The organism is Azospirillum brasilense (genome assembly GCF_003349955.1).
Lineage (GTDB): Bacteria > Pseudomonadota > Alphaproteobacteria > Azospirillales > Azospirillaceae > Azospirillum > Azospirillum brasilense_B.
Genome location: NZ_QLKQ01000059.1, coordinates 1 through 13541, shown reverse-complemented (window position 1 = coordinate 13541; position 13541 = coordinate 1). Strand labels below are relative to the sequence as shown.

General features: G+C 48.5%; 9 protein-coding genes. 2 read left to right on the top strand and 7 right to left on the bottom strand.

Annotated features, from left to right (window positions below):
* Positions 1-469 precede the first annotated feature (469 nt).
* Positions 470-2290 carry a hypothetical protein gene (locus DXK32_RS32320; RefSeq protein WP_162801314.1) on the top strand — a complete coding sequence of 607 codons (1821 nt, stop codon included), beginning with the start codon at positions 470-472 and terminating at the stop codon, positions 2288-2290.
* A gap of 377 nt (positions 2291-2667) precedes the next feature.
* Here the strand turns inward: DXK32_RS32320 and DXK32_RS22625 are convergent, their stop codons facing one another.
* Positions 2668-3216: a recombinase family protein gene (locus DXK32_RS22625; RefSeq protein WP_114860574.1), complete on the bottom strand. Its 549-nt coding sequence runs from the start codon at positions 3214-3216 to the stop codon at positions 2668-2670.
* A 983-nt stretch (positions 3217-4199) separates the two neighbouring features.
* On the opposite strand from DXK32_RS22625, the gene DXK32_RS32315 reads away from it, so the two are divergent.
* On the top strand, positions 4200-4493 hold the full coding sequence (locus DXK32_RS32315) for a hypothetical protein (RefSeq protein ID WP_162801313.1): 294 nt from the start codon (positions 4200-4202) through the stop codon (positions 4491-4493).
* 917 nt (positions 4494-5410) lie between these two features.
* Here DXK32_RS32315 and DXK32_RS22620 read toward each other — a convergent pair.
* The 6 genes from DXK32_RS22620 to DXK32_RS32760 all read right to left on the bottom strand — a co-directional run.
* Positions 5411-6862, bottom strand: coding sequence for a DNA methyltransferase (locus DXK32_RS22620; protein WP_114860573.1), 1452 nt, complete (start codon positions 6860-6862; stop codon positions 5411-5413).
* Positions 6863-7236: 374 nt separating this feature from the next.
* On the bottom strand, positions 7237-9396 hold the full coding sequence (locus tag DXK32_RS22615; RefSeq protein ID WP_114860572.1) for a DEAD/DEAH box helicase: 2160 nt from the start codon (positions 9394-9396) through the stop codon (positions 7237-7239).
* Positions 9386-11020 (bottom strand): HamA C-terminal domain-containing protein, encoded by a 1635-nt coding sequence (locus DXK32_RS22610; protein ID WP_114860571.1) that lies wholly within the window; start codon positions 11018-11020, stop codon positions 9386-9388. The genes DXK32_RS22615 and DXK32_RS22610 overlap by 11 nt, the downstream gene beginning before the upstream one ends.
* Positions 11021-11094: 74 nt before the next feature.
* Complete coding sequence (locus tag DXK32_RS33720; protein ID WP_114860570.1) at positions 11095-11469, bottom strand: HNH endonuclease; 375 nt, start codon at positions 11467-11469, stop codon at positions 11095-11097.
* Positions 11470-11648: 179 nt separating this feature from the next.
* Positions 11649-12476, bottom strand: coding sequence for a hypothetical protein (locus DXK32_RS32310; RefSeq protein ID WP_162801312.1), 828 nt, complete (start codon positions 12474-12476; stop codon positions 11649-11651).
* A gap of 662 nt (positions 12477-13138) precedes the next feature.
* Positions 13139-13541, bottom strand: a 403-nt coding sequence (locus DXK32_RS32760) for a hypothetical protein (protein ID WP_205215805.1), incomplete at its 5' end; no start/stop codon positions are given.

Sequence of the window (13541 nt, the reverse complement as noted above, 5' to 3'; positions counted from 1 at the left end):
TATTCTATCAGGGTGGAGATGCAGTGCTGAGAGTAGAGACTATCAATCTGCCGCCGTTATCGCCGAGCAAACGTACTCTTCAACAGCCCGCTGCAACGATCTTGCTATCGTGTCTGCCCTCTACACCACCCATCAGAGAATATCCACTTGCCCCGCACTCTAGGTCAGACAGCGGAAGGGAATCTTCGCTGCGTCATTCAGCGATGTTGTGATCGCCTCGTCTAAATGAGAGACCAGAGACGGGTCAACACGCGTGTAATCTCTTGCATACTCCACAACATTCGCTCAAGAATACCGGTGGGGAACCAGCTTGCATCGCCAACGCTTCAGCCTTCCCCACTTATATTCCACGCTGGATTTGAGGGGAACTAATGACCAACGTTAGGTAGATGAAGCAATGGAGCAAAAAATCTATTGGGTCGCATCAACGACCATTAAGGCACTGAGCTAATCCAATTTCAGGTGAGAAATGATAAAGCATTTACATACTCCGAAAGCTGCTTATTTCTTTCGAAAGACTAACAAGATCACGCGCGCTTCTGTTGAGCAGATGTTCGCAGATGTCCGTCGAGAAAAAGAAAAGCCATCAAACAACATATTCAAGCATATCAAGGAAAGCTATAATGGGGCCGCATGGTCGTCTATCTCATTCTCGTTTTTACAAGAACCATCCTTCCTCAAGAATGTGCCCAGTGATTTGCGGGAACGTATTTACGGCTTTTTGCTAATGGTGGAATATAAAGATCATGTGCTGGTATTTAAATCAAAGCTAGATATTACCGCTGACTTTAAGGGAAAATACCTGCAACGCATCAGCACTGAAAAAGTTGAGTGTTCAATAGCAACTGAGTCATCTACCTTTGAAAAGATACGCCTCAGGAGCATGACTACGTCGAAGTATAGTCTTCAAGCGAAGACTTTAGAAGCTAAGAATCTTGGTAGGATAGTTGGCCCATCAGGGTCGAATCGTTATTTTGCACATAGCTATCGTGTGCGTCACGGTGACGATTGCTATTCAGCTACACCGAGTACAGGGCGCATAACTCTTCGATCAAGTGGCTGCAATCATTTGCAGCTTGTCGAATGGTCAATTAAAGAGATTGATAAAATTCTTTCTGGTGGAACAGCAACATCCTCATTCATACGTAACTTTGCTAGACCAGTAGAGCTTTCGTCCATTGGATCAGCTACTAAGGTAACGTATGTGTCGATCAACTCTTCTGATCTCTACGAAAGCTTGTTCGAGTCCGCAGAACCCATGCGCCTTATTAAGCATGAAAACGGAGTCTACACGGAAATAGATTATGAGGCTGCTAAACCAATCTTTAAAGTGCTTGAGACTAACTTTGCGGCTGAATATGATGGCGCTCTAATAAACATAGTTGGCCCCAATAGCAGCAACAAAGTAGGTCGCATTGTAATCGGAAAGACAAGAATTTCTCTGCGATCCTTTAAAATTTCCGAGATCGAGGACATCTTCATAGAGCATAGGAACCATGGTGGTGCTTTGGGCACAAAGTCTATTGAGCTTAGCCGTTATCTAGATAAGGAGAATATGTTTACTGTACTATTCAGCGATTACACAATGGCTTACATTGATGGTTCGTTGTATCGCGATGAGTTCTTGGTCGATGGGGGAGGGGGTTTCCTAAATTATATTATTACCTGCTCTGAACTTAAAAATGCGACCAGCGAGAAAGGGAACTTTAGTGCCACTCACCAAGAGTTTGATCCAGACTCTGTGTTCGGGATTGCTGTCAAGCATATTTGTCACAATGATGAGATTCTAATTTGTGATGACCTGCTTGAAGAGTGGGCGGACTTTATTGGAGTGAGCTATCAAACCCAGCCAAGGGTGGTTAGCTTCTATCACGCGAAGCACGGGGCGCTATCTCTCGGCGCAACGCATTTTCATATTTCTGTGAGTCAAGCAATCAAAAATCTCGGACTGATGTTGCTGGAAGAAAAGCTAGTTGAAGAGAAATTGAAGACTTGGGGGAGAAATTACAACAATGATGGAAAGAAAACAAAGATCGGCAGGATAATACGTGGTGATAGTGCGTCAATCTTAGCGGCGTCGAAAGAAGTTCGTGAATACCCTGACTCGATACGAAGAGTTTACATTGTTACTTCTTCGCTAAGTAAGGGAAAGGTAAAGGATGTTCTTGACGACATAAAGAAAGGGGGCCAGCCTGACCCCTACTTTGTGCAAATGTATTGGCTGCTATCGTCGTATTTCTCGGCTTGTGCGGAGGTGGGAGTCTATCCTTATGTAGTCTGCCAGGAATAGCCTAAGTTATTGAAGTTATCCTCGGTGCGCTGATTCTGGCTTCATGAACCAGCCCCGAGGAATGATCTGCTTTATATAAAGTTCAAATGAGTTCGGAAACATTGTGCTGCGGCCGCTATTGCTCCCTAGAACCAAGGGAGGTGAAATCCTGAATGTATAGGAATTTATCGCATTCATGCTACTTGCGATCCCAGCTAATGTATTTCCTCGGACTGCGTGCGAGCCGTGGATTTGCGTGCCTGTTCAATCTTAGCTTCGATGGTCTTCCGAATTTATTTACGCCTGCATCCGAGCGCTATCTCTCCTGGGCACCAAGGACAGCGTTAACCGCAAGCATGAGCGCGCGAGTCGATCTATTCGTGATCGGCCAGAAGATGCTAACGGCCAATTTCAAGAAGGCGGTACACGCTTGAGCGAGCGACTCCAAGACGCTTGGCGATGTCACTCGGTCCAAGCCCTTCGGCTACAAGCTTCTTGATGATGGATGGGTCAATCGAAGGTTTCCGCCCCTTATAGACACCTTCAGCCTTGGCTTTCGCGATGCCTTCGAGTTGGCGCTCCCTTCGCAGCTTGGTTTCGAAGTCTGCGAACACGCCGAGGAGGTTCAGGGTAAGCTCACCATAGATATCCCCCGTGTCGAAGGGCTGTTCGGTGGCTTTCAGCCGAACGCCCTTGTTCTTCAGTTCGCGAACGATGTCCTGAAGATCACCGACACTTCGCGCAAGGCGATCTATGCGGGTCACACAGAGCGTATCACCGGGTCGGATGAACTGCATCAGGATGTCGAGTTCAACGCGACCGTTGCGGCTGGTGCCGCTGACCTTCTCCTGTCGGATCACATCGCATCCAGCGGCCTTCAGCGACTCGATCTGAACAGTCAGGTCTTGATCGGTGCTGCTTACCCTGGCGTACCCATAGACTGCCATCGCATCCGCCTCATGTGTCCGATTAGGCTCTAGACCCTTCCTTTGTACCGTTCGACAATGTTGAAGTCCATCCTAATCGGACACTAAGTCGCTCAGTTTCGGCGTCCGATCCCGATGTACGATTCGGGTATACGAAAACCGGACTCGATGAAGTCGGCCAGGAACGTCGCCTGTTCGCGGTCGTAGACGCGGCGCTGAACAGCCTTAGCGTGGCCTGCCCCTCACCTACGGTCTCAACATGAGTGCGAAGCATGGGTGCATGCCGAAGACGGGAGATTTTTCCTCAACTTTGTTTTAGCACTTCGCTAAACAAAGTTTAGGAATTCTCGCTTTGATCAAACATAGTTGATGAATACCTTCTTGTTGATTTCGGAATAACTACGGCACATTATCGCTTCATCAGCCGTACCTAACGTGAATATAGTTAGTTCGACTGCAATATCGTGATAAAAGGAATAGCGGAATGTCTTATACAAACACCTATAAAGTTCATGGAGAGAATTTGCATTTGCAGGTATCAACTTCGCAATTCCGAGATGCATATGCATATGCATTGCAAGTTTTTGTGAGAGAAGGCGCGAAGAACAAAATGGAGAGGATTAGAAGTTGGCTTGAGGATAACGCCCCACTCTCTCTGCTATCCTGTACACTCACTTCGGAAGACGTGCGGGGAACCTCAGATACATTCTGTATGGGATATGAGTTTGAAGTGAACTTCAAGCACGAGACTGACATGGTGCACTTTGCCATTGCAGTTCAAGGACAGAATAGCATCTTAGGTAATTCACTGATGTCGGCTCTTCATATCTGAGGAAACGCTCGCCGTGCTCTGGTAAGCGGACGTCCTTCCGAAGGCGGGGCACAGCGTGGCTTCCATAAACATAAAGCTGCGTGCTCCAACCTCACTTGAAGCACTTTGCATTATAGGATCACCCCAATATTGATAAATATTGATAAAGCTGAATGAGATTGAGTACAATACAATGACCAGAGATATCAAACCGGAGAACGAAAAAGCGTTGATTCGATACCTGAAGCAGGCGGAGAGTTCCAATAACAGCGAGCGAGCAGAAAGCCGCTTGGAAAGTATAAAAAGGACGCTAAGGGCCGAAATCGTTCGCAACAACCCTTTTGCCAGTTCAGAGAATGTGGAAGCCATTCTCGAACAGCGGCTTATGTTTGGTGCGAAACCGACTAATGCCGGAATAAAAAAGAAGCCGCCTTTCAAACCTGCTGTTGGCCCAGATCGGCTATTCCGCTTGAAGAAGCGACGCTAAATAGAAAGAAGAGGGTGCGCGGCGGCCCTGGTCAACAGCCGCACTACATAGCTCAGGGGATATCATCGGTGACCCCGCCGACAACATCGGCCTCGGACATAGGGTTAAACCCGCCGACGAGGGGATGGCGAGAGCAGCAACGGGCGGACTCGTTGGTGGGCATAGTGACCCTGGACGATGTAACGGACCCCCGGTGTGGACCAAATCCACCGAAAGGCGATGACAATGAGGGTAGCTCTGCCTTGATGATTTGGCACCTACCCGCGTGCGCAGGTTCCTCAACAGCCGAGCGCACGAGCAAGGAGCATTATGCTCCTTAACCGTTTAGGTTCTCATGCCCACCGCGAGTACAAGACTCGGCGGATGAAAAAAGCGAGTGAGCACATCCAGCCGAACAATCCCAAAGCTCGGACTGTAGGTGGAGGCTGAACCAGAAGTGGGCTGCTGAAGCAGGTACCGGGAAACCGCCTGCCGCCACCGTAGGAGTGGCAAGTGGCTTGTTGAGCGACTCAATACTCAGGGTAATGTCGATCCTTCTTCCCTTGTGCACCATCTTTTTTGTGGTGCACAGGGGGGATTGAAAAGCAATCTAAGCCTAGGGTGATGCAATAAAATTCTTCTTCATTAAATAAAATCAACGGATTGATGGGTATGAATCCGCTCGAACGGAGTGAGAGCGAGATGAGTGCCCATCAATCCGACAGTAGCACCGGTAGGTGCTGCTGAAGGTCTTCACAATTAGTTAGCTCATGCCGACGATATGTTTGTTTACACGGCGGTTTGGAGCGGTCATTGAAGGCCGTACTGAACCGCTGAAATCCAGAACATCGGCGATCACTAAAGTTAGACAATGTTGATGAGCTTTCATTTGAATTCACCGGTGTATTCGGCGTAGCTATAAGGACATGGGGAAACCACTACCTCCATCCATGAATTCGGCATCTCGCCATCTCTACATATTCGTCTTTCATGTCGATCCCAATGAACTGACGATTCTCCGACATGCAAGCAATGCCAGTGGTACCGCTCCCCATGAATGGGTCGAGCACCATCGCCCCTGGCGTCGTTACAAGCCGTACCAGCCAGCGCATGAGTTCAACCGGCTTGACGGTGGGATGGGAATTGATCATGCCAGTGGGCAGATACCGGTCCTTCTCCCTGCTGGTCGCCCTCGGCGCAAAGAAGTGCTTGGCGAATTCAGGTCCAATGTCGCCAACGAAGTTCGACGGGTATCGGTGCAGTCCGTCCTCGCCGTGAACTCGGCAGGCATCCACGTTCAGGGTGCCAGCACCGAACTTCATCACGTTGTCGAGCAACAAGCCTTCCAGGGGGCGGCGGGCGACAACGACAACCTGATGGGCAGGCTTCAACGCTGCGCGATGGCCATCCCACTCCGCAGCGGTTGCCAGGAGCGATCCGTTATCCCGGGATAGGGTGAACGAACTGTGCATGGCTGACAGGTGCACCGTGTACTTGCTCCGCATCCGCGCTCCCGCGACAGGGTAGCGTCGCCGTGCCAAATTCACTGGTTCTCCGCCATGCCGGTGCTGAACATCGTGATCGACACCTTGGACGTCCTTCACAGCGGCGCGCATCACCCGACGACGGAGCATACGTCCAACATCCTGAGTTCGAGGCATGCCATTCGTCGTGATCCAGGCGATCTGGTCTCGTATCTCGAAGCCTGCGAGACGGAGACTCAGCGTCAGCAGATCGGCAGTACGCGGCGCGGCAAATGCCAGCAGGTATCCACCTGGGCGGAGCACCCGATGCACCTGCCGCCATGTAGACGGCTGCGGCAGTCCGCCATCCCAGTCCGCGTTGAGATAACTCCGCTGTCTACTGAAATCGAAGTCGTGCTCTTTCACCCAGGTGGCGACGATCTGGTTCACGAGTTCGCTGGGGTATTCTGTCAGCCCGTACGGTGGGTCGCATACGCATGCATGGAAATGGTGATCAGGAAATTCGGACAGAACGGACTGCGCGTCACCTTGGACAACAGCGAACTTGTCGCGCTCCACGTCCCGCAGAGCCGTTGCCGACCGTAGTGTCAGGTCAAGACGGATGTCCACGCCCAGGGCGTTCACTGCGGCGGTGAAGCTGGCAACATGGCCCCGCCCACGTTCCAGGCCGATCACCGTGGGCTTGCTGATCCCTGCTTTCGTTGCGAGGCACTGCTGAGACAATCCCTTGCCGACGCGGGCATTGCGGAGCCATGAACCAAGCTCGGTAGGATCGTGACCATCTACTTTGGCCCCTAGTACGGTCAGAATAGCGACCAGCACCGTGATGGTGCCGCCACCCGCTTCCACTGCCGACACGGTGTCAGCATCAATCGCGGCATGCGCGGCAAGCTCGCTCTGGGTCATCCTTCGGTGTGACCGCAAAGTGGGCACTTGGTCGCCAAGCTTGGTCAAGGTTTATCGGCCGTGCCTAAATGAATTCAGCGTTTAATACCCTAAGAAAGTTTACCAACAGGTTTACCCATCGCCTCCCCAGCGGAGGCCTAAGCTGGGGTGATCGTATGATCGTACCTACGAAGCGATCGGTCTGGCGCACGCCATTCGGAAGTGTCTGCCGACAAATTGACGATAAGAGTACTCCTCAGTCCCTTTCACAGCCGGTGCCCTCCCCTCATTATGCCTTCATGAGCATGCTCATGAAGGCAAAGCACTTTGATGACTAAACCTCTCCCAGCTTTCATAAGTTGCAGAAATCCTAATGGCTTTGTGCAAGGACAGAACTACAATCCATTTTTCACATCGTTAATAATCTCAATCTCGAAATCGCTATACTCACCGCTGACAGGCACAAATCCCCGAAGGCGCTCTAAAACAGCATCTAACCCGCTTTCGGGCATTAAGTAGTGTTCCAGCTTTTGCGCAATCTGTATGGGAAGCCCGTACTCTTCAAGGGATACTAAGATAGGGTCCATGAACATACTTTCTGCGCGACCTGCAAAATTTTGGAGGCTTCCTCCTTCGGAAGTTTGATAACTATGGATCACGTAATCCTTGATCCTCCCAATTGCCACGGCATGCTGCGGGAACTTGTGGCAAATAAAATTTCTGATGAAGGTAAGGCAATGGCGAACAATCTCCGACGGAGTGCGTCTGAACACATCCGATTTAATGCACGCATCAATGTATGACCTGATGGATTTCTCCCGAGCAAAGGCGTTGATATTCCAGGCGAGAGAGCTTCCGGATGTAATGCAGATGTTATGCAAAGCCCTTTGTTCAAGGTGCACAAATATGATGTTGCATAATGCTTCTAATTGCCAAAACGACGGGTATTCAGGCCACTCAAGTGCGGTGCTGTAATATAGTTTGTTATGGGAGATTTGACTTGCGATATCAATCTGAATATCTGAGGCGATATGCTTGTTTTTTGCAATTATGTCAATAGGCAAAAGTCCATTCAACGAAACCACTTTGATGCGTTCTCTAGACCATTCAGTCAAAACATCATCAGGAAGATTAGCGAGCAAACCAATTGGCGTATCTACATCCTGTGTACCAAGAGGAACCCTAACTGTGTATGTGTCCTGCGCTGGTGGCGCTTCGAGGCAATGAACAGTTCCAACAAAATACTCGCCCATTCGTCCTGCACGTCCTTGAATATTTCTGTAGGTAAAATTTGTCATGACCGATCCATTTTTCCTTCGATCATATACCACAACATTCTTAGCAATAGTGTTAACTCCTTCAATGATGGTCGAGGTGCAAATGAGCACCTTAACCTTTTTTTGATTGAACGCTCTTACCATGTACTGTTGGATCGAACGTGGAATAGCTCCGTGATGAACTCCAATGCCCCTGCTAAGGGCGTTCGGCACCAGCCAGGACGGATGGTAGTTTTCAGCAAGCCACTCAACAGCGTTACGGACACGCTGTGCAGCATTAATGTCAGATCGCTCTATCAAGAAGGATGCCAGCACCTCAGCAGTTCGAGGAGCTTGACAATAAACTATAGTCGGATCGTTTAGGCTTTCGCACAACTGCTTCGCCTTCAGAAGCCTTTCTTCCCCGTCTCTAGGAAGGCCATAATGGAATACATCAACTGCAACTGTTGTGAAATCAGACGGGTAGAAAATGTGCTGATACCGCTCTAATCCCTCTACACCTTTGATATTTGGGCCAAGAAGGTAGAACTGCTTGGATCGTCCCACTAATTTATGAAATGCGAGGTTTAGGTCGATCGCTCTATTGCTTGTTTCCTCTTCTGAAAAATCTAACTTGTAAAATTCGTCTAAAATGAACAAGTCAACGTGATCGATGTCGTCTCTGCTGAGTACGCGCTCCTGCGTCAGAATGAATACATTCTTCCCTTCACCGCTTTGGTAGGGGTTCTGGCTTTGGTGAGTGATCATCTTATAACGATCACCAAACCGACGAGTTAGGCGACGGCGAGTTTCATCGATAAGTGCGATAGTTGGAAGAACGATAACAACGTTCTCATATGATCCAACTTCTAAAAGAGCGTCGATAATAAGGCTCTTCCCAACGCTCGTAGACGCACTCAGGACGACGTTCATTTTCGACATGAGAGCGTTGAAGACTTTTGCTTGCAGCGCATGGAAGTATATTTCCTCATTATTGATCGGAGCACGGTGAAATTCTAAAGCAAACTCGTCGTAAACCGAGAGCCTTCCATTAGCATCGGTCATATAAGGGTAAAGACCGGTTGCGCGGACAAGTGAATAGAGCGCAGGCATCAAATCATTTGGGAAATAATTTCGCACAGCCAGGGCCCTAATCACAAGTTCTCGGCCCTGCTTCTCTAGTTCTAAGTTATTGGTGAAATCGGCAACTTCACCAAGGATGCGAAAGCCTTCCGATTGCAATTTGATTTCATCATTTAACTCTTCTTTGATGCGTCTGAAGTCTCGATTATTGGGCATTTATTTCTTCCTCAAACTGCTGGTGTAGACGCATCGCACTCTCTAGAGGTATGAAGATAAGGTGGAAGCGAAGAACAGACAAATTTCCCGCTAGGCATCCCTCAATTGAGTAGAAATGGTCTTTTATCTCTTCTTCTAGGCGTCTAGTATAATCGTGGCAAAATCCGTTGGAAATACAGTCGCTGTCGTAAGCGACCAATATGGGCAAGCAGAGCACACGAAGCAAACGATCTACAGTCGCTGTACGAAGAAGAGCGTTGTCTAAAGTGTTGGGCCTAAGATGCCTTGGTTCCTTAAGAGAAATTATTATGTCACGCTCTGATTTCAGAAAATCTGACGACATCAGTTGAGAGATGTGCTCAACTGCTTGGTCAATTGACTTCTTCAAGTCGCTAGCAATAAGCAGAGATGTTCCAAGCCATAATTCAGTTTCCTTTCCATGCACAAAATATGCAGTCCGCAAGCACGGAAGGTTGTCTTTGTTTGGGTGAAAGATACGGCATGCAACAGGTTCGCTCTTCGCGGTTTCGCGAATCGCCACATGGATCAGCAACTCTGAAAGAATCTCCCACGTTGAGAGACGTCCTCGATCTTTCAAGAGACGCAGAGATCGAGAGAGATTTTGCTTATAAGTGAGATGGCTGCATTGAACGAGATCACTAGCAGCCAGAGCCATTTCTGGTATAAAGTTGACGATATAGTTTGCAAGCTGCTGCGAACGCCAAAGGTGGCTCTGCGCTGAAAAATCATATTCAAATTGGGCATCCAGCCCAGTTAGAGAGCGCCTAAGATTTTCGTCATTATGGTGATGCACTTCAACGAAGAAACGCTCTTTGATGTCAACATAGGGATTTGCTACCGAAAAAGCGTTGTCCTTCGCCATTTTTATCTGGTCGGCAAACCATGTCGCAATGAAACCGTTTTCTATTATCTTTTCCGCCCAACTATTGATTCGGCATGCACCAGCGGCGTCATCGGCCATTTCGAGAATGTCTCGATATATCTGTTCCTGAAGATTTGTTGGAAGAAGGATATTTCTATTTTCGGCTAACCGAAATATTGCCGTCAAATTATCTTGGCGTACAATTCGCTCATCGGCCATCCACTCCCAGAATGTATTTCGCACCCAATAAGATAGACTACGGTCACGTAGGGATCGGAACGACTTATATAAGTTGTCAAACCGCTTTGCGACACGATCAAAATCGTCATTCCCAAAGCGTTCAGGATAGGGCAGCTTCAACGGGGATAGGTATTTGTTAGTATCCTTCAGCGTTATAAGTCTAAATCCGCATCTCTTATCTATGGTATCACATAAAAGTGATCGTTCCGCGATTGAAGTTCCTTCCTTTTTTGCCTTCCCGTCCCGCGTACTATCACGTTCAATGATATCGTCTAAACACCAAGCACCTTCATCTGCGTTAGATTTGACCTGAACGTATTCTATTTCATGCGTGCATGTTGGGTCCCATACTAGCGTAATGTCATCATGAGTTTCGCATTGAACCTCTAGCAACAGTGGGTTCGAAATCATTTCGATCAGGAAGCGGGCTGCGACATGGTCCTGGTATTTGAACCCTTTTCTAGCGGCCACACCTCCGGAATTGGAACGTTGGTTCGACATGCTGAGGTTCGACCTATTTCGAAAGAAATTTCTGGTAAAGATACCTCTAATAGCCGTTACGCCGCAATCATGGATTAGCTTGGTAGTGCATCATCCCCGGGCCCAAAGCGTCGTTCTGCCCGTCTCATCGTGTGGTTAGGAACGCGCGTGGTCAGGATCGTCAGAATTCCACGCTCAAAGCCGTGCTGCCGACGATGCCATCGAAGCGCGGCAGTGCTAGGCATATCTGATGGAGACTTCGGTAGCCAAATCGGCTTTCTGTGCAGGTCGCTATAGGGGCTATGCCCGAGTTCGGGCGATACCAGAAGCCGAAAGTCATCATCCACGGCGATCAACCCAAGATCGAAGAGAGTGTGGATGTCAGCCCTAACCAGCAGGCCGTTTGTGACGAGATTGGTCGAAGGCCCGAGATAAGGGTGAATGTGCGCAGCCTCAAGGACAGCCTCCACGGAACAACGTCTGGACTGCCGATCACAGTTCTATCATCGGCAGCATCAACAATGCCAAGCGAGCATCAGATACGGATCCGTGTTGGGGGGGCGGAAAAAGTCTGCCGACAGCAATCGGATAAATAAATTTTTGCATAATGCTATTCACGTCTAAAAATGCCAAAAACCAGACCATACCACTACCTTCTTGGTGACTTCTTGCCTTGAGGTTTTGGCTTTTTCTTGATACGCTTTTTGCGCCGTCGATATAGAAAAATTGCGCCACCTCCAATCGGCAAGATGATGGTCGTCCATAGAAGCTGTGCGCTAGTTGCTGGTGCGGAGACTTCTCCAAGAAGCTCAGTAGCGCGCTCCAATGTAGAAACTTCTACCATTATTTTCGCCTCCTTGGCCCGAAAGTACTTCGGGGGACTGGCATCACCAGGAGACGCCATAGCATACACCGTTACCATTAAGTAATGCTCGCCACCTTTGAGAGGCGTAACATGCCATGCCCAATCTGCTTCGCCTGAAGAGCCAAAATCCCTTCGCTGAAGCCCCTTGGGCTCTATCTCGAACAACTTACCGCCGCTGAGTTCGGCAGCCATCACATTCTCAGTGCGAACTGCTTCAACAATAACTTTGTATTCAAAGTCGCGTCTTCCCTGTTCGATCAGATCTTTTTTTACTTGTTCCGCTGTCAGATGTAGGTTCATCCTAGCATAAACGGGAAATTGTTCGTCCTTCTTCACCTTTGGCGGAACAATTAGCACGAAATCTGCTACGGGACTCGCAGGAGGGGGCTGTCCCAAATCAGTTCCGGAGATACGTCTATCATAGACCTCCAATAGATAAAAAGAAGCGGCACCAGATACAGCAATACTCGCAAGTGAAAATGCCGCTAAATTCGCTATTATATAATGATTACGCATAGATGGTCTAAGGAAATACAGCGCATGACGCACGCCACGCGCGACCAAAGCTATAATTACCCCGAAAGAAATAACGATGATGATAGCAACAAGCACTGTACATCCCCCCTCTTTGGTCGGATGGCTATGATAAATATTATAGGTTATTCCACCGATTTCACTCCCTTATAATTAGTGAGGCACGAAGTGAAGCGTTGTTATCACTTATGGGGACATCGCCCATTGGAATTGGCCTTATGGATGAACTAATACACTCAAATTGTGTTCACGAAGGGCGGTCTGCAAGACTAGGCGGTATTTAGAGAAGGCGACTTTTGAGCGCGGATCAAAAACCCGATCCGATGGCATTAAACCATTGATTTTGCTCAAGCCAGGCGAGGTTTTGATCCGCGCTCTTAGTATTTGAACCAGACGGACCATGTCGTACGATGCTCTGTAGGAACGAGGTATTTTACTTACCAATCGAACTTCAATCCTGACGATCCGTCTGGTGCACAGCACTAGCATCTTGTCGTCAGAACTCCGCAGTTGTGATACCGCCTACTTTTAAGGACATGTACAGCGTCCCGCAGCTTTTCAGTGACTAACACAGACATTGGAGTACATAAACAAGAGCCGCGCTTCCAATTTTTGTCCTTTGTGTCGCATTAGTAAGAAACCTGAATGCGCGGGCGGCTTTGTCGGCTTAGTGGAGTTATATACTACTCTCTAGTCCGTTGATCCTCCTGTAGACTGGCGCTGAAACAGCCGCAGAAGCGTTATGGCCCGCACTGCCTTCCCTTCGCATCTAGACCTGACACGAAGCAATAAAGATCAACATTCAACTTATCCATACGCTTTCTGAACTCAACCGCATTCTGAACAGCACTTCCATCATTCTGTTGCGAAAAACCACAAGAAGACATATTTTTCTTTTCATATATGTCTCTGTAATGGAGGCGATTCATGCAGGAGTGAAGCTCTCCAAACTGAGGTTGTATTGTTTCCTCAAAAAAACGTCTTTTATCCGTCCCATAATACTTATCTATTAGCATTATATTTATCATCAAATCAGAGTTCCACTCATCCAAAATCTTTATGTAATTATCCCATGTATCCTTTCGATCTAGCAGGCCGCGGAAAAAGGCTATGCCCGGCCTGCCGGTCGTGATTCTCTCTGGT